Below are 17,360 nucleotides of genomic sequence, written 5' to 3'. Positions count from 1 at the left end.
ACCCCGCGCCGCCGCCGCCCCGCCGGGCGGCATGGGCGCCTTTTCGAGATTCGCGGGACAGGGCGCGGCAGACGCCCGGCCGACAGGTGAGAGAGAACATGGCTGACATGCTGGACGGCGACGCTGCGCATCTGACCCCCGCCTGGACCCGCATCCGCGAGATGACGCGCTCCGAGATCGGCTCGGCGGCGTTCGAAAGCTGGATCAACCCGCTCACCCTCATCGACGCGCGCGACGGCGCGGCGGTGCTGACCGCGCCGACCAACTTCATCGGCGACTGGGTCGAGCGCCATTATGGCGACGTGCTGGTGCGCAACATCGCCGCCGAGTTCGACGGCGTCACGCGGCTGAAATTCGTCGTCCGCCCCGCGCGCCGCCCCGCCGCCCGCCCGGCCGCGCCCGAAACCCCGCGCGCCCAGCCCGAGGCGGCCCCGCGCATGGCCGAGACGCGCGCCGAACCCGCCCCCCGGCCTCAGGCCCAGCGCCGCGCCGAGCCCGACGAGACGGCGCAGGAGGACCTGCCCTCCTCGCCGCTCGACCCGCGCTTCACCTTCGACCGCTTCGTGGTCGGCAAGCCCAACGAGCTGGCCCACGCCGCCGCGCGCCGCGTCGCCGAGGCGCCCGAGGTCACCTTCAACCCGCTGTTCCTCTATGGCGGCGTCGGCCTGGGCAAGACGCATCTGATGCACGCCATCGCCTGGAAGCTGACCGAGGACGGGTCCGAGCGCCGCGTGCTTTACCTGTCGGCCGAGCAGTTCATGTATCGCTTCGTGCAGGCGCTGCGCTTCAAGGACACGATCAGCTTCAAGCAGCTGTTCCGCTCGGTGGACGTGCTGATGGTGGACGACGTGCAGTTCATCGCCGGCAAGGACAGCACGCAGGAGGAATTCTTCCACACCTTCAACGCGCTGGTCGATCAGGGCAAGCAGATCGTCATCTCGGCCGACCGCGCCCCCGGCGAGATCGACGGGCTCGAGGAACGCATCAAGTCGCGCCTGCAATGGGGGCTGGTCGTCGACCTGCACCCCACCGATTACGAGCTGCGCCTGGGCATCCTGCAATCCAAGCTCGAAAGCATGCGCGCCGCGCATCCCGACGTCGAGATCCACCCCAAGGTGCTCGAATTCCTGGCCCATCGCATCTCGTCCAACGTGCGCGTGCTCGAGGGCGCGCTGACGCGGCTTCTGGCCTTCGCCTCGCTCGTCGGGCGGCCGGTGGACCTGGACATGACGCAAGAGTGTCTGGCCGACATCCTGCGCGCCAACGACAAGAAGGTCACCGTCGAGGAGATCCAGCGCAAGGTCGCCGCGCACTACAACCTGCGCATGTCCGACCTGCTGTCGCCGCGGCGCGCGCGCGCCATCGCCCGCCCGCGCCAGATCGCCATGTATCTGGCCAAGACGCTGACCTCGAAATCCCTGCCCGAGATCGGCCGCCGCTTCGGCGGGCGCGACCACACCACGGTCATCCACGCCGTCAAGACCATCGAGAAGCTCAAGGACACCGACAGCGCCATCGCCGAGGATATCGAGCTGCTGCGCCGCATGCTCGAGGCCTGAGCGCGCCGAAAGCGCTTGCGCCCGCCCCGGCCGCGGGGAATCCTTGCGCCCCGAGCCGCCGCCCGCATGCACGCAACGGGCCGCCGCGGCGCAACGGCCAGGAGCGCCCCATGTCCCACGTCTTTCCCCGCCACACGAAGGCTCGCCTGCCGCTCGTCGCGCGCGGCGAGGGCTGCTATCTGATCGACGCCGACGGCAAGCGATATTTCGACGGCTCGGGCGGCGCGGCGGTGTCGTGCCTTGGCCATGGCGACCCCGAGGTGACGGCCGCGATCAAGGCGCAGCTCGACAAGGTCGCCTTCGCCCATACGGGCTTCTTCACCTCCGAGCCGGCCGAGGCGCTGGCCGACCTGCTCATCGCCCATGCGCCCGGCGCGCTCGACCGGGTCTATTTCGTCTCGGGCGGCTCCGAGGCGGTCGAGGCGGCGATCAAGCTGGCGCGCCAGCATTTCCTGGAAATCGGCCAGCCCGAGCGGCGGCGCGTGATCGCGCGGCGCCAGAGCTATCACGGCAACACCCTGGGCGCGCTGGCCGCCGGCGGCAACGAGTGGCGCCGCGCCCCCTTCGCGCCGCTGATGATCGAGACCACGCACATCTCGCCCTGCTACGAATACCGCCTGCGCCGCGAGGACGAGAGCGCCGAGGAATACGGCCGCCGCGCCGCCGACGAGCTCGAGGCCGAGATCGAGCGCCTGGGGCCCGAATCGGTCATGGCCTTCATCGCCGAGCCGGTCGTCGGCGCCACCGCCGGCGCGGTCCCCGCCGTCGAGGGCTATTTCAAGCGCATCCGCGAGATCTGCGACCGCCACGGCGTGCTGCTGATCCTGGACGAGGTGATGTGCGGCATGGGCCGCACCGGCGCCCTCTTCGCCTGCGAGAAGGACGGCGTCGCGCCCGACATCCTGTGCATCGCCAAGGGGCTGGGGGCGGGCTACCAGCCCATCGGCGCCATGCTCTGCACCAGGTCGATCTACGACAGCATCGAAAACGGCTCGGGCTTCTTCCAGCACGGGCACACCTATGTCGGGCATCCGACGGCCTGCGCGGCGGGGCTGGCGGTGGTCTCGGCGATCTTGAACCGGGGCCTCGTGGCGCGCGTCAACGCGCTGGGCGCGGCGCTGAAGGACGCGCTGCACGAACGCTTCGGCCAGCATCCCAATGTGGGCGACATCCGCGGGCGCGGGCTGTTCCTGGGCCTCGAGCTGGTCGCCGACCGCGCGAGCAAGGAGCCCCTCGACCCAGCGCGCGCGGTTCACAAGGCGATCAAGGCCGCCGCCTTCGAGGCCGGGCTAATCTGCTACCCCATGGGCGGCACGATCGACGGGCGGCGCGGCGATCACATCCTTCTGGCGCCGCCCTTCGTGATGGAAGAGCGCCATGTGGACGAGATCGTCGACAAGCTGGGGCGGGCGCTGGACGCGGCGCTGGGCGCGGCGGGCTGAGCCGCGCCGCGCTCAGGCGCGCGGCGCGTAGTCGGCCGGATCGACCGTTTGCGGGCGCCCGTCCAGCGCCAGCGCGGTCACCCGCGCGGGCGTGCGCGCGATCACCTTGCCGCCGCGGATCACCGCCAGCCGCGTCGCCTTGAGGCGAATGGCCTCGATCGGGTCGGCCGCCTGCAGCAGCACCATGTCCGCCCGCCGCCCCGGCTCGAGCCCGTAATCCTCCAGCCCGAGAATGCGCGCGGGGATCGTGGTGACCGCCTCGAAGCACCAGCGCATGTCCTCGCGCGAGGAAAGCTGCGCCACATGCAGCCCCATCGACGCGACCTCGAGCATGTCGGCCTGGCCCAGCGAATACCACGGATCCATCACGCAATCGGCGCCGAAGGCCACGTCCAGCCCCGCGTCGCGCAGCTCGCGCACGCGGGTCAGGCCGCGGCGGCGCGGGAAGGCGTCGTGCCGGCCCTGCAGCATGATGTTGATGAGCGGATTGGGAATCGCGGCCAGCCCGGCTTCGGCCATCAGCGGGATCAGCTTCGAGACGTAGTAGTTGTCCATCGAATGCATCGAGGTCAGGTGCGAGCCCGCCACCCGCCCCTGCAGGCCAAGGCGCGTCGTCTCGAAGGCCAGCGTCTCGACATGGCGCGAAAGCGGATCGTCCGTCTCGTCGCAATGCATGTCCACGCGCAGGCCGCGCTCGGCCGCGATCTCGCACAGGCGCCGGACCGAGCGCGCGCCCTCCTCCATGGTGCGCTCGAAATGGGGAATGCCGCCGACGACCTCGACGCCCATGTCCAGCGCGCGCAGCAGGTTGGCCTCGGCCGTGGGGTCGCGGAACAGCCCGTCCTGCGGGAAGGCGACCAGCTGCAGGTCGATCCATGGCGCCACGCGGCGCTTGACCTCGAGCAGCGCCTCGACCCCGGCCAGCCGGTCGTCGCACACATCCACATGGCTGCGGATCGCCAGCAGCCCCTGCGACACGGCCAGGTCGCAGTAGCGCAGCGCGCGCTCGACGATCTCCTCGGGCGTCTGAAGGGGCTTGAGCTCGCCCCACAGCGCGATGCCCTCGAGCAGCGTGCCCGACGCGTTCAGACGCGGCCGACCCAGCGACAGGGTCGCGTCCATGTGGAAATGCGCGTCCACGAAGGGCGGCGAGACCAGCCGCCCGGCGGCGTCGATCTCTTCGCGCGCGCGGGCGTCGATGCGCGGCGCGATCTGCGCGATGCGCCCGCCCGCGCAGGCGATGTCCACCCCCGCGCGCCCGTCGGGCAGCGCGGCGTTGCGCACGATGAGGTCAAGCATCGAACCCTCCGGCATGGTCAGCGCTGGCCCTTGAACCACGGAACCAGCAGCGCGCGCGGGTATTCGGCCCGCCGCGCCGCCAGCACCAGCGCCAGAATGGACAGAAGATAGGGCGCCATCAGGAAAAGCTGCCCCGGAACCTGGCCGCCATAGGCCGTCTGCAGGCGCACCTGAAAGGCGTCGAACGCGCCGAACAGCAGCGCGCCCAACAGCGCCTTGCCCGGCCGCCACGAGGCGAAGATCACCAGCGCGATGCAGATCCAGCCGCGCCCGTTGACCATGCCGAAGAAGAAGGCGTCGAAGGCCGACATGGTCAGGAAGGCGCCGCCCACGCCCATCAGCGCCGAACCCGCCGTGACCGCCCCCATGCGCAGCCCATAGACCGAAAGGCCCTGCGCATCGACCGCGTCGGGGTTGTCGCCCGCCGCGCGCAGCGCCACGCCCAGCGGCGTGCGCGCCAGCGCCCACCACACCAGCGCCGTCATGGCGAAGGCCAGCCACGTCAGCGCGGTCTGCTGGAACAGCGCCGGCCCCAGAAGCGGAATGTCCGACAGAAGCGGCACGTCCATCGGCTGGAACGGCGTGATGCGCGGCGGCGAGGATACGTCGGGCAACGCCGTGCGATAGGCGAAATAGGCCGCCGACGTCGCCAGCATGGTCACGCCCAGCCCCGAGACGTGCTGCGACAGCCCCATCGGCACCGTCAGCGTGGCGTGGATCAGCCCGAAGGCCGCCCCGGTCAGCGCCGCGGCCAGCACGCCGCCCCACAGGCTTGCGCCCAGCCACACCGCCATCCAGCCGGCCATGGCGCCGGCGGTGAAGATGCCCTCGATGCCCAGATTGAGCACCCCCGCCCGCTCGCAGATCAGCGCGCCCAGGACGCCGAAGATCAACGGCGTGGCGATGCGCACCGCCGCGGCCCAGAAATTGGCGTTGGTCAGGATGTCGAGCAGCTCCATCACGCGCCCTCCCCGGCCTTGCCCGCGCGCACCGCCACCAGGCGGTTGCGCGCGAAGAAGCCGCCCACCAGCACCGACAGCAGCGACAGCGCCACCACCAGATCGGCCAGGTAGTTCGACACGCCCAGCGCGCGGCTCATCGAGTCGGCGCCCACGAACACCGCCGCGATATATGCCGCCGAGGCCGCCACCCCCAGCGGCGACAGCCCCGCCAGCATCGCCGCCACGATGCCCGCATAGCCGTAGCCGGGCGACAGATCGGCGGTCAGATAGCCCTTGAGCCCCGCGACCTCGCCCGCCCCGGCCAGTCCCGCCAGCGCGCCCGAAACCAGCGCCGCGCTCATCAGCGTGCGGCCCACGGGTATGCCGGCATGGCGCGCGGCGGCGGCGTTCTCGCCCACGGCGCGGATCTTGAGCCCCCAGACCGTGCGCGACAGCGCCACATGCGCCGCCACGACCAGCGCCAGCGCGATCGGCAGCCCCGCATGCAGGCGCGTGCGCTCGGCCAGGCGCGGCAGCGTCGCCTCGTCCAGCACCGGCGCCGATTGCGGCCAGCCCATGCCCATCGGGTCCTGCATCGGGCCTTCGAGCATCATCTGCACGAACAGGATGACCACGAAGTTCATCAGGAGCGTCGTCACCACCTCGTCCGCGCCGAAGCGGATCTTGAGCCAGGCCGGCCCGGCCATCCCGGCCGCCCCCGCCGCCGCGCCCGCCGCCAGAACCAGCGGGATCAGCAGCCAGGACGGCCCCGACACCGCGCCCGAGCCGACCGCCGCCGCGGCCAGCGCCCCAAGGTAAAGCTGCCCCTCGCCGCCGATGTTCCAGAGCCGCGCGCGAAAGGCCAGCGCCGCCGCCAGCCCGGTCAGGATCAGCGGCGTCGCGCGCGTCAGCGTCTCGGACAGCGCAAAGCGCGAGCCGAAAACCCCCTTGGCCATCAGCGCATAGGCCTCGGCCAGATCGGCCCCGGCCAGCGCCAGCGGTATCGCCGCCAGCGCCAGCGCGGCCGCGGCCGAAAGGACGGGAACGGCCGCGGCAAGCGCGCGGCTCGGCGTTCTTGGCTCGACGCGGATCATGCGGCCTCCTCGGCGCCGCGGCCGGCCATCATCAGCCCGATCTGCGCGCGGTCGCGCGCGGGCGCCTCGGTCAGCCGGCCCTCATGCATGACCACGACGCGGTCGGACAGGGCCAGGATCTCGTCCAGGTCCTCCGAGATCAGCAGCACGCCGGCGCCGCGCGCGCGCGCCTCGAGCAGGCGGCGCGCGACCTCGTTCGCCGCGCCCAGATCAAGGCCGCGCGTCGGCTGGTTGGCCAGGATCAGGTCGGGCGCGCGCTCGAACACCCGCGCCAGGATCAGCTTCTGCATGTTCCCCCCCGAAAGCAGACGCGCGGCGCCGTCCGGCCCCTGGCCGCGCACGTCATAGGCCGCGCAGGCGCGTTCGGCCTCGGCGCGGATGCGGCCGCGGCGCAGGAAGCCGGCGCGCGAGACGGCCGGATCGTCGAGCCGCTCGATGATCAGGTTCTCGGCCAGCGTCATCGAGCCGACGACGCCGTCATGGTGACGGTCCTCGGGGATGCGGCCGACGCCCGCTGCGATCATCGCGGCGGGATCGAAGCGCGCGGGCGCGGCGCCGCGCAAGAGCAGCTCGCCCTTCTCGGGCGCGGCCAGTCCCGAAACCAGCGCCGCCAGCGCCGCCTGCCCGTTGCCCGAGACGCCGGCCACGCCGACGATCTCGCGCGCATGCACGCGCAGCGAGGCGCCGCGCAGCCCCGCGCGCCCGCCCGCGCCCGCCAGCGTCACCTCGCGCAGCTCGAGCACCGGCTCGCCGGGGGTCATGGGCGGGCGGGGCGGCGATTCCACGTCCTGCCCCACCATCATGCGCGCGATGGCGGGCAGGTCGGCCTCGTCGGTGCGCATCTCGCCGACCTTGCGGCCGTGGCGCAGCACCGCGATGCGGTGGGAAAAGGCCAGCACCTCGCGCAGCTTGTGGCTGATGAAGATGACCGACAGCCCCTCGCGCGCCATGGCGCCGAGCGTCTGGAACAGGCCGTCGGCCTCTTGCGGGGTCAGAACCGCCGTCGGCTCGTCCAGCACCAGGATGCGGGCGTCGCGATAGAGGGCCTTGAGGATCTCGACCCTCTGGCGCTCGCCCACCGTCAGCCGGCCCACGGGCGCGTCAAGATCCACGTTCAGCCCGGTGCGGGCCATGATCGCGTCGATCTTGCGCCGCGCCGCGCCGGTGCGCCGGCGCAGCGCGAACAGCGGCTCGGCCCCCAGAAGGATGTTGTCGAGCGCCGACAGGTTCAGCGCCAGCGTGAAGTGCTGGTGCACCATGCCCACCCCGGCCCGCAACGCCGCCTGCGGGCGCCCCAACGGCAGCGCACGCAGCGCGCCGTCGGCCCCGTCGGCCACCTCGATCGCGCCCGAATCGGGCAGGTAGTGGCCGAACAGCATGTTCATCAGCGTCGTCTTGCCGGCGCCGTTCTCGCCCAGAAGGGCCAGGATCTCGCCCCTGCGCAGGTCGAGATCGATCGAATCATTGGCCAGGACGGGGCCGAAGCGCTTGGTCAGCCCGCGCAGCCGCAGCACATGCGGCGCATCGGTTGGCGGCATGGTGAGATCCGTTTCACGAGCGAAGACGGGCGCGCCCGGACCCGGGCGCGCCGCGAGCGCCGCGCCCGCGCGAGGCGGGCGCGGGCCGGTTCAGTTGTCCGAACGCGGGGCCTCGTCGTTGACCTTGACGCGGAACATGCCAGAGAGGATCTCTTCCTCCTTGGCCTTGACCATGGCGCGCACGTCCTCGGGAACCAGCGCGGGGTCCATGACCACCGAGCCGCCGCCATACTGCATGTAGCTGTAGACGCCGTAATCGGCGGCCTCGAACTTGCCTTCGCGCACCGCCTCGATGGCGCGGTCGATGGTCGGCTCCATGTGCCACAGGGCCGAGGCCAGGATCGTGCCCGGATAGTCGGCCGAGGTGTCGATCACGTTGCCGATGGCCTTCACGCCGCGCTCGACCGCGGCGTCGGCGACGCCGAAACGCTCGGCGTAAAGCACGTCGGCGCCGGCGTCGATCATGGCGAAGGCGGCCTCCTTGGCCTTGGGCGGGTCATACCAGGAGTTGATGAAGCTGACCATGAAGCGCACGTCCGGGTTCACCGCGCGGGCGCCGTCCATGAAGGCGTTCATCAGGCGGTTGACCTCGGGAATCGCGTAGCCGCCCACAAGGCCGATCAGGTTCGACCTGGTCGCCTTGCCCGCGACCATGCCGGTCAGGTAGCTGGGCTCGTGAATCCAGTTGTCGAAGACCGAGAAGTTGGGCTGGGCGGGGCCGAAGCTCGAGCCCATCAGGAAGGCCGTGTCGGGATAGTCCGCCGCCACCTTGCGCGCCGCGCGCTCGACCGCGAACACCTCGCCCACGATCAGCTGCTTGCCGGCCTCGGCGTATTCGCGCATGACGCGCTCGTAATCGGTGTTGGCGACGTTCTCGGAATAGACGTAGTCGATGTCGCCGCGCTCCTGCGCCGCGACCAGCGCCTTGTGGATGCGGCTGACCCACTGCTGCTCGACCGGAACGGTGTAGATGGCCGCGACGGACAGCTTCTCGGCCGCCCAGCCGGGCGCGGCCGCGGCCGCCGCGCCGGCGGCGGCCAGCGCCATCAGCCCCCGCCGGGTCATTCGCGTGAGAGAAAATCGCATGAAGGTCCTCCTTGCTGGCGGCGCCATGCCCGAGCGCCGGCGCAACAGGGATACTGCGCGATGTTTTACCGCATGGTCAACGGCGCCGCTAAGGCATGAACGCCTCGATGACGAAGGGCCCCGGCTCGCGCGTCGCGTCGGCGATGGCGCGGGTCAGGGCGGCGCAATCCTCGACGCGGCGGCCGGGCACGCCCATGCCGCGGGCGATCTCGACGAAGTCCAGCTCGGGACGGTCCAGCTCGAGCATGTTCAGCGCCTGAGGGCCCGGATTGGCGCCGACGTTCATCAGCTCGCCCTTCAGGATGCGGTAGGCGCGGTTGGCGAAGATGACGGTGGTCACGTTCAGCCCCTCGCGCGCCTGGGTCCACAGGGCCTGGATGGAATACATCGCCGAGCCGTCGGCCTGCAGCGCCACCACCGGCCGGTCGGGCGCGCCCAGCGCCGCCCCCGTCGCCAGGGGCGGACCGATGCCGATGGCGCCGCCGGTGATCGCCAGCCACGAGCACGGCGCCGCATGGGCGCAGCCCTCGAAGATCTTGCGGCCCGAGGTGATGCTTTCATCCACGACGACGGCGTTCTCGGGCAGGGCGGCGGCGATGGCGGCGGGCAGGGTGTCGGGCGAGATGACCCCGCCGGCCGGCGCGTCCGGCGTCCGGCGGCGCGGCGGCGCGGCGGGGCGCACGCCCATGCGCTCGGCCAGCATCCGCGCCGCGGCGGGGCCGTCCTGGTCGAAATCGGCCAGGGTCAGGACCTCGCATTCGGGCGGCAGGATCAGCGAGGGCTTGCCCGGATAGGCGAAGAAGGCCACGGGCGGCGCCGCCTCGATCAGCACCGCGCGGCGCACGTCGCGCAGCAGCGCCAGCGCCTGATCGACCGGATAGGGGATGCGGCGCGGCGCGCAGCGGCCGGCGCCGTGCTCGATGCGGCGGTTGGCGCCGGGCGCAAGGAACAGCGCCCCCGCCTTGTCGGCCGCCGCGCGCAGCACGGCCATCGCCTCGTGGTCCTCGAGCACCGCGCCGCCGGCGATGATCGCCGCCGGGGCGCGCGCGTCCAGCATCTGCGCGGCGCGGGCGACGGCCGCGTCCTCGACCGCGCGCGGGCCGGCCGGGGCGACGGGCGCGGGCGGGCGGTAATCGGCGGGCACGGGGTCCCATCCCGCCTCGCCCGGGGCGATCAGCGTGGCGATGCGCCCCGGCCGGCCCGCGGCGGCGGCCACGGCGGCGACGCCGTCATGGGCGATCTCGGCGGCCGAGCGCGCGCGCCGCACCCAGTCCGAGAACGGCGCCACGGCCGCGTCCAGATCCGCCGTCAGCGGCGCGTCGTAGGCCAGGTGGCGCGAGGCGTGATCGCCCACGAGGTTGACCATGGGCGTGCGCGCCTTGCGGGCGTTGTGGATGTTCGCCGCCGCATTGGCGAAACCCGGCGCCAGGTGCAGCAGCGTGACCGCCGGCTTGCGCGTCATGCGCGCATAGCCGTCCGCCGCCCCCGCGACCACGGTTTCGGCCAGGCCCAGCACGCAGCGGATCAGGCCCGTGCGGCCCAGCGCGTCGACGAACTGCATCTCGGAAGTGCCGGGATTGGCGAAGCACATCTCGACGCCCGCGCCATGCAGGGCGCGGACCAGGCTTTCGGCGCCGTTCATCGGCTGTTCGGTCATTGGCTTTCCTTGACTTTGCGCGTTCCGCGGCGAGGTCAGCGCGCCCCGCCCGATGCGGGATCGGCGGGCGCGGGATCGGCGGGCGCGGGATCGACGGGCAGGACGGGCGGCGAGCGCTGCTCGATCTCGGCGCCGGCGGCCAGAAGCACATCCTCGCGAAAGCGCGGGCCGATCAGCTGCACGCCGATCGGCGCCGGGCCGAGCGGCGTTTGCGCCGCGCCCGTGGTCACGACCAGGCCGGGCAGCCCCACCAGCGGCGTCGCCAGCTGGGTCAGCTGCGCGCGCCAGACGCGGGCGAAGCCCTCGGGGCCCGACACGTCCAGATGATCGGGAAAGGGCGGCTCGGCCGAGACGGGGCACAACAGCACGGGAAACCGCTCGAGAAACAGGTTCCACGCCCGCGCCAGGGTCACGCGCCGCTGCAGCGCGTCCATCAGCGCCTCGAAGCCGCTGCGCGGGCACATGCGCTCGAGCTGCGAGACGACGAACAGCGCGTCCGGGTCCCCCTCGCGCTCGAGCGCCTCGGGCCCCATGCGCCGCATCTCCGACAGCCACAGGATCAGCTGCAGCTCGGCGGCCTCGCGCATCGGGGGCGCGTCGGTCTCTTCGACCTCCCAGCCGGCGTCGGCCAGCTTCTCGGCCGCGCCGCGCAAGGCGGCCTCGACCGCGGGATCGGGCGCAAGCCCCTCGGGCGCCGGGCACAGCGCCGCGCGGCGCGGCAGGTCGGGACCCGTCAACGGAACCGGCGCGTGCCACGGATCGCGCGGATCGGGCCGCGCCATGGCCGCCAGCGCCAGGCCCAGATCCTGCACGCTGCGCGCCAAGGGCCCCGAAACCGCCATCAGCTGCGCGCCGATGTGCCGATCCCCGGCGCTGAGATTGGCCGCCGCCACCCGCCCCAGCGAGGGGCGAAGGCCATGCACGCCGCACGCATAGGCGGGATAGCGGATCGAGCCGCCGATGTCGGTTCCATGCGCCACCGCGCCGATGCCCGCGGCCAGCGCCGCGCCCGCCCCGCCCGACGAGCCCCCCGGCGTCAGCGCCGGGTTGCGGGGATTGCGCGTGGCGCCGTGCAGGCTGTTGCGCGTGAACCAGCGCAACGAGAAGGCGGGCGTGTTCGTCCGCCCCACGATCAGCGCCCCCGCCGCGCGCAGGCTGGCGACGACCGGGTTGTCCTCGGCCGCGATCAGTCCGGCCTGGATGCGCAGCCCGTTGGTGGTGGGATGCCCCTTCTGATCGACGTTCTCCTTGACGGTGACGGGAACGCCCGCCAGCGGGCCGGGGTCCTCGCCGCGGGCCACGGCCTCGTCCACCGCGCGGGCGTCGCGCAAGGCGTCCTCGGCCGTCAGGCGAACCACCGCGTTGATGGCCGGGTTCGCGGCCTCGATGCGCGCCAGCGCGGCCTGCGCCGCCTCGCGCGCCGAAATCTGCCCCGAGCGCACCAGCGCCGCGATGCGAAAGGCCGGCAGCGCCCAAAGGGGGGATGCGTCGTCGGGCATGGCTTCCTCCTGCAGCAAGCGCCTTGCGCCAGCGCAGCACAGGCGCGGCGGCTTGTCCAGCCTGCGGAACGGAGTTTCGGAAGATCCGGAGCCACGAGGGCCCGCCCCGCCCGGCGCGGCCCCAAGCCCCGGCCGGCGGCGCAAGGCGGAGCGCCCCGCGACAGGCCGCCGGCACGCGCACGCGCCGCCGCGCCGCGAGGCCCTGCGACGGACTTGCCGCGGCGATTCGCCCGGCGGCCCATCGCGACCCGGCCGGGCGGCGCGGCGAGGGCGCGCGTGGCTTCGCATTTCGGATTCGCATTTCGGATTGCGGCGACGCCAGGCCGCCTGTCGCGGCGCGGCCGCCTCGACAATGGCGGCGCGGCCCGCTAGGCGATGAAACATGAACACGCCGCGCGCCGCCTCCGCCACGCACCCGCCGGCTCCGCGCCTTGAATGGCGCGGCGTCGCGGCTTTCGGCGCGCGGCGCATCGACCCCGAGGAGGCGCAGGCGCGCATCCGCGAGCTGGCCGTGCGGCTGGCGCCCGCCGGACCCGCCCTGGCGATACCCGCCGAGGACCCCGCCGAAGCGATGCTGGCGCTGTTCGCCGCCCTGGCCGCCGGGCGCGACGCCTGCGTGGCCGAGGCGCGCCAGATCGAGCGCCTGGCCCGGGGCGGGGATGCCGCATGCCTCGAACCCTTCGCCGATGCGCTGTCGCGCGCGGCCGGCGCCGATCGCGGCCCGAAGGCCAACCCCGCGCCCGGGCGGCTGATCTGCTTCTCGTCCGGCGTCACCGGCGCGCCCAAGGCGGTGCTGCGCAGCCAGGCCTCGTGGATCGCCAGCTTCGGCGCCCAGGCGCCGGACGGCGCCCCGCAGGCGGGCGAGACCGTGGCCATCGTGGGAACGCCCGCCCATTCGCTGCCCCTGTACGCCGCAGCCGAGGCGCTGCACCTCGGCGCGACGGCGCTGTTCCTGACCGGCCTGGCGCCGCGCGCCCAGATGCGCGCCGCCCAGGAGGCCGACATCCTGTGGGCGACCCCGACGCAGCTGCGCCTGATGGCCGCCGCCGGCCCGCCCGCCGCGCGCCCGCGCCTGGCGCTGAGCGGCGGCGCGGCGCTTGACGCGGCCGCACGGGCCGAGACCGCGCGCGCCTTTCCGAACGCGCGGCTGATGAGCTTCTACGGCGCCGTCGAGACCAGCTTCGTCGCCATCGCCGGCCCCGACGACCCGCCCGAAGCGGCCGGGCGCCCCTTCGCCGGCGTCGAGCTGCGCCTGCGCGCCGAGGACGGCGCGCTTGCCGCGCCGGGCCGGCCGGGCCGCGTCGAGGTCCGCAGCCCCTATCTTTGCGAAGGCCCGGCCTTGGGCGCCCCCGCCCCCGAGCGCACGCCCGACGGCTTCGTGCGCCTGCCCGAAATCGGGCGGATCGACGGGGCGGGGCGGCTCATCCTGCTGGGGCGGGCCGCGCGCATGACCGTGATCGCGGGGCGCAACGTGCATCTGGAAGAGGTCGAAGCCGCCCTCGCCGCCCTGCCGGGCGTGACCGCGGCCGCCGCCCTTGCGCTGCCCGACCCGCTGCGCGGCGCGCGCCTTGCGGTGGCGGTGCACGCGCCGCAGGCGGACGATGCCGCGCGCGCCGCCCGGCTCGAGGCGCTATGCCGCGCGGCTCTGGGACCCGAGCTCAGCCCCCGCCGCGTCGCGGTGCTGACCAGCTGGCCCATGCTGCCGGCGGGCAAGACCGACCTTGAGCGGATCGCGCAGCTTCTGGGCGCCGAGAGCAGGCCGCCCGCCCGCCCGCCCCGACGCCGCGCAAGGCCGGCCGCCGGACGCGCATGAGCCCCGCGCGCCTCCATCGCCCGCGCGCTCCATGAGAGCGGCGCGCACCCCCGCCCGCGCCTTCATCGCGACGGCCTTCCGCACGGCCGTCGCGCCGCGCGGGGGCGCGCTGGCGCGGCTGGACGCAAGCGAGCTGGCGGCGCCGGTCATGCGCCGCTGCCTCGACGAGGCGGGCCTGCCCGACGAGGCGCTGGACGAGGTCGTGCTGTCGAACGCGCTGGGCGGCGGCGGCAATCCGGCCCGCCTCGCCCTGCTGCGCGCCGAACTGCCCGAACGCATCCCCGGCCTGACCATCGACCGGCAATGCTGCGGCGGGCTGGACGCGGTGATCCTGGCCGCGCGGCTGATCGAATCGGGCGCCGCGCAAGCCGTGCTGGCCGGCGGCGCGGAAAGCTGGTCGCGCCGCCCCATCCGCCTGCGCGTCGATCCCGACGGCGGCCCCCCGACGCCGTATGAACAGCCGCCCTTCGCCCCCTGGCCCGAGCGCGATCCGCCCATGCACGAGGCCGCCGAGGCGCTGGCCCGGCGCCTGGGCCTGACGCGCGCCGAGCAGGACGCCTGGACGCGCCGCAGCCATCATGCCGCCCTGGCCGAGCGCGCGCGCCTGCGCGACGAGATCGTCTCGATCCCCGAGGCGCCGCTCGAGGCCGACCCCTACGCGCGCCGCCTGACGCCGCGGCTGCTGGCGCGCGCGCGTCCGCTCTCGGGCCCCGACGGAACCGTCACCGCCGCCAACGCGGCCCCCGCGGCCGACGGGGCCGCCTTCGTGCTGGTGACGGCCGAGCGGCTGCTGACGCGGCTGCGCGTCGCGCGGCCCGTGCGCGTTCTGGCCGGCGCCAGCCGCGGCGGCCCGCCGGAACTGCCCGGCCTTGCGCCCGTCGCCGCCATCGAGGCCGTGCTGGCCGAGATCGGCGCCCGCCCCGCCGACCTGGCCGCGGCCGAGATCATGGAAGCCTATGCGGCGCAGGCCATCGCCTGCCAGCGCGGCGCGCGCATCGACCCGAGCATCGTCAACCGCGGCGGCGGCGCGCTGGCGCGCGGCCATCCGATCGGCGCCTCGGGGGCCGTGCTGGCGGTGCGGCTGACGCACGAGCTGCGCCGCTCGGGCGGCGGGACCGGCGTCGCCGCCATCGCGGCCGCGGGGGGCGTGGGCACGGCGCTGGCGCTCGAGGCCTGAGGGGGCGGGATTTTCGTTGACCTGCGGCGCGCAATTCTTAACTTCGCACTCGTTTTGCAGCGCAACAATCCAGGGCCGGGCCGAAGCCGCATGGACGAGGACGCCATCGAACTGACCGGGCTGCGCGTGCTGCGCGGCGGGCGCCCTGCCCTTGACGGCGTTACGCTGCGCCTGACCGAGCGGCGCATCGGCGTGGTCGGGCGCAACGGCTCGGGCAAGTCGACGCTGGCGCGCGCCATCTGCGGCCTGGCCGAGCCCGACGCCGGCCGGGTGCTGCTGGGCGGCGCCGACCCGGCGCGCGACCGGGCCGCGGCGCTCGAACGCGTGGGGATCATCTTTCAGAACCCCGACCACCAGATCATCTTCCCCACGGTCGAGGAAGAGATCGCCTTCGGGCTCGAGCAGCAGGGCCGCCCGCGCGCCCAGGCCCGCGCCGCCGCCCGCGCCGCGCTGGCCGCCCATGGCCGCGCCCATTGGGCCGAGCGCCCCTGCGCCGCGCTGTCCGAGGGCGAGAAGCACCTGGTGTGCCTGATCGCCGTTCTGGCCATGGCGCCGCGCACCATCGTGCTGGACGAGCCCTATGCCGGGCTCGACATTCCCACCTCGCGCCGCCTGCACCGGGTTCTGGACGCGCTCGAGCAACGGGTGGTGCTGGTCACCCACGACCCCGCCGCGCTGGCGCGCTACGACCGGGTGATCTGGCTCGAGCAGGGCCGCGTGCGCGCCGACGGCCCCGCCGGCCCCGTTCTGGCCGCCTTCGCGCAGGAGATGGAGCGCCTGGGCGCGCTTGACGCCGACCCGCCGGCGGAAGAGGCCGCCCAGGCGCCCGCCCCGCAAGCCGCCCCGACCCCCGCATCCGCCGATGCCGCGCCATGGCGCGCCGACGCAAGCGCCGGGTCCGCAGCGGCGGGGGCGGGGGGCGAAGGGGCCTCGCAGACCGAGGGGGCGGGGACGGGCGCGCCGGGCGGCGCGGAGGACGGCGAAGCCGAGGCCCGGAGCCGTGCAAGGGGAACGCCATGCTGACGCTGGCCCTGCCCTTTCGCACATGGGCGCATGACGTGCCCGCCGCGCCCAAGCTGGCGGCGCTGGCCGCGGCGACGGCCGCGCTGTTTCCGATCGACGACCTGGCGGCGCTGAGCGCGGCCGCCGCCGCCAGCGCGGCGCTGCACGTCTCGCTCGGCCCCGACCGGCGGCTGGGCGCGGCGCGCGAGGCGCTGCGCATGCTGCGGCCCTTCGTCTGGGTGCTGGCGCTGGTGATGGGCTGGCACCTGGCGACCGGACAGACGGCCGAGGGCGCGCGCGTGTGCCTGCGCCTCGTGACCGCGGTCAGCCTGGCCAACCTGGTCACCATGACGACGCGGCTCGACGATCTGACCTCGGTGGCCGAGCGCCTGGCCGCCCCGCTGCGGCCGCTTGGCGTGCAGCCGCGCGCCCTGGCGCTGGCGGCGGCGCTGGCGGTGCGCTTCACGCCGGTGTTGACGCTGCGCGGCGCCCAGCTGTCCGAGGCCTGGCGCGCGCGTGCGCGCCGCCGCCCCGGCTGGCGCCTGGCCGCCCCGCTGTGCCTGAGCGCGCTTGACGACGCCGAGCGCGTGGCCGAAGCCCTGCGCGCGCGCGGCGGCGCGGCGCCGCCGGGGCGCTCTTCTTCCCCCTCGCCCTTCCCCCAAGAGGGCGGATCCGCAACCTCCCCTCACCGGAGACCATGACCATGGAACGCAAGATCGCAATGACCGCGCTGTTCGCGGCGCTGACCGCGGCGCTGGGCCTGCTGCCCAAGCTCTCGCTCGCCTCGGGCGTGCCCATCACCGCCCAGACGCTGGGCGTCATGCTGGCCGGCGCCGTGCTGGGCGCGCGGCTGGGCGCGCTGTCGGTGCTGCTGTTCCTGGCGCTGACCGCGCTGGGCCTGCCGCTGCTGGCCGGCGGGCGCGGCGGGCTTGGCGTGTTCATGGGGCCGAGCGTGGGCTTCCTGCTGGGCTGGCCGCTGGGCGCCTATGTCACCGGCCTGGTCATGGAGCGCCTGCGCGTCGGCGGCGTGTTCGTCACCGCCACTCTGGCGGCCGTTCTGGGCGGGATCGTCGCCATCTACGTGCCCGGCATCATCGGCATGGCGGCGATGCTGGACAAGCCCCTGCCCGAGGCGGCGCTGCTGGCCCTGCCCTTCATTCCCGGCGACCTCATCAAGGCCATCTGCACGGGCCTTGTCGTCAACGCCATCTGGCGCGCGCGCCCCGAAGCGGTGGCGTCGCTGCGCTGACGCC

General features: G+C 74.1%; 14 protein-coding genes. 7 read left to right on the top strand and 7 right to left on the bottom strand.

Annotation, left to right across the window (positions count from 1 at the left end):
* Nucleotides 1-98: 98 nt before the first annotated feature.
* Both dnaA and LY05_RS04060 read left to right on the top strand, forming a co-directional pair.
* The gene (gene dnaA, locus LY05_RS04065) at nucleotides 99-1,559 is read left to right on the top strand and encodes a chromosomal replication initiator protein DnaA (RefSeq protein WP_256598368.1); all 1,461 of its coding nucleotides are present in this window, start codon (nucleotides 99-101) and stop codon (nucleotides 1,557-1,559) included.
* 110 nt (nucleotides 1,560-1,669) lie between these two features.
* Nucleotides 1,670-3,001: an aspartate aminotransferase family protein gene (locus LY05_RS04060; RefSeq protein ID WP_148922188.1), complete on the top strand. Its 1,332-nt coding sequence runs from the start codon at nucleotides 1,670-1,672 to the stop codon at nucleotides 2,999-3,001.
* A 12-nt stretch (nucleotides 3,002-3,013) separates the two neighbouring features.
* Here the strand turns inward: LY05_RS04060 and LY05_RS04055 are convergent, their stop codons facing one another.
* From LY05_RS04055 to LY05_RS04025, 7 genes are all read right to left on the bottom strand, one after another.
* Nucleotides 3,014-4,300 (bottom strand): amidohydrolase family protein, encoded by a 1,287-nt coding sequence (locus tag LY05_RS04055; protein WP_072746809.1) that lies wholly within the window; start codon nucleotides 4,298-4,300, stop codon nucleotides 3,014-3,016.
* 17 nt (nucleotides 4,301-4,317) lie between these two features.
* Nucleotides 4,318-5,259 (bottom strand): ABC transporter permease, encoded by a 942-nt coding sequence (locus LY05_RS04050; protein ID WP_148922187.1) that lies wholly within the window; start codon nucleotides 5,257-5,259, stop codon nucleotides 4,318-4,320.
* On the bottom strand, nucleotides 5,259-6,332 hold the full coding sequence (locus LY05_RS04045; RefSeq protein ID WP_428842388.1) for an ABC transporter permease: 1,074 nt from the start codon (nucleotides 6,330-6,332) through the stop codon (nucleotides 5,259-5,261). The genes LY05_RS04050 and LY05_RS04045 overlap by 1 nt, the downstream gene beginning before the upstream one ends.
* Entirely contained in the window at nucleotides 6,332-7,873 is a 1,542-nt protein-coding gene (locus LY05_RS04040; protein WP_148922185.1) for an ABC transporter ATP-binding protein, read from the bottom strand. Before LY05_RS04040 ends, LY05_RS04045 begins: the two co-directional genes overlap by 1 nt.
* A gap of 90 nt (nucleotides 7,874-7,963) precedes the next feature.
* Nucleotides 7,964-8,959, bottom strand: coding sequence for a BMP family protein (locus LY05_RS04035; protein WP_083581210.1), 996 nt, complete (start codon nucleotides 8,957-8,959; stop codon nucleotides 7,964-7,966).
* Between the two features lie 88 nt (nucleotides 8,960-9,047).
* Nucleotides 9,048-10,616, bottom strand: coding sequence for an acetolactate synthase large subunit (locus LY05_RS04030; protein WP_148922184.1), 1,569 nt, complete (start codon nucleotides 10,614-10,616; stop codon nucleotides 9,048-9,050).
* A gap of 35 nt (nucleotides 10,617-10,651) precedes the next feature.
* Nucleotides 10,652-12,115 (bottom strand): amidase family protein, encoded by a 1,464-nt coding sequence (locus LY05_RS04025; RefSeq protein ID WP_148922183.1) that lies wholly within the window; start codon nucleotides 12,113-12,115, stop codon nucleotides 10,652-10,654.
* A 382-nt stretch (nucleotides 12,116-12,497) separates the two neighbouring features.
* On the opposite strand from LY05_RS04025, the gene LY05_RS04020 reads away from it, so the two are divergent.
* From LY05_RS04020 to LY05_RS04000, 5 genes are all read left to right on the top strand, one after another.
* Nucleotides 12,498-13,928, top strand: a complete 1,431-nt coding sequence (locus tag LY05_RS04020; protein WP_148922182.1) for an AMP-binding protein — start codon at nucleotides 12,498-12,500, stop codon at nucleotides 13,926-13,928.
* A gap of 31 nt (nucleotides 13,929-13,959) precedes the next feature.
* Nucleotides 13,960-15,105: a thiolase family protein gene (locus tag LY05_RS04015; RefSeq protein ID WP_148922181.1), complete on the top strand. Its 1,146-nt coding sequence runs from the start codon at nucleotides 13,960-13,962 to the stop codon at nucleotides 15,103-15,105.
* 90 nt (nucleotides 15,106-15,195) lie between these two features.
* Nucleotides 15,196-16,128 carry an energy-coupling factor ABC transporter ATP-binding protein gene (locus tag LY05_RS04010; protein WP_148922180.1) on the top strand — a complete coding sequence of 311 codons (933 nt, stop codon included), beginning with the start codon at nucleotides 15,196-15,198 and terminating at the stop codon, nucleotides 16,126-16,128.
* Nucleotides 16,122-16,808 (top strand): CbiQ family ECF transporter T component, encoded by a 687-nt coding sequence (locus LY05_RS04005; RefSeq protein ID WP_148922179.1) that lies wholly within the window; start codon nucleotides 16,122-16,124, stop codon nucleotides 16,806-16,808. Before LY05_RS04010 ends, LY05_RS04005 begins: the two co-directional genes overlap by 7 nt.
* A gap of 2 nt (nucleotides 16,809-16,810) precedes the next feature.
* Nucleotides 16,811-17,356: a biotin transporter BioY gene (locus tag LY05_RS04000; RefSeq protein ID WP_072746818.1), complete on the top strand. Its 546-nt coding sequence runs from the start codon at nucleotides 16,811-16,813 to the stop codon at nucleotides 17,354-17,356.
* Nucleotides 17,357-17,360 lie beyond the last annotated feature (4 nt).

Origin of the sequence: Oceanicella actignis, assembly GCF_008124525.1 — a bacterium.
Classification (GTDB): Bacteria; Pseudomonadota; Alphaproteobacteria; order Rhodobacterales; family Rhodobacteraceae; genus Oceanicella; species Oceanicella actignis.
The sequence above is the reverse complement of the archived record's forward strand: the minus strand, read 5'-3'. Positions and strand labels throughout refer to the sequence as shown.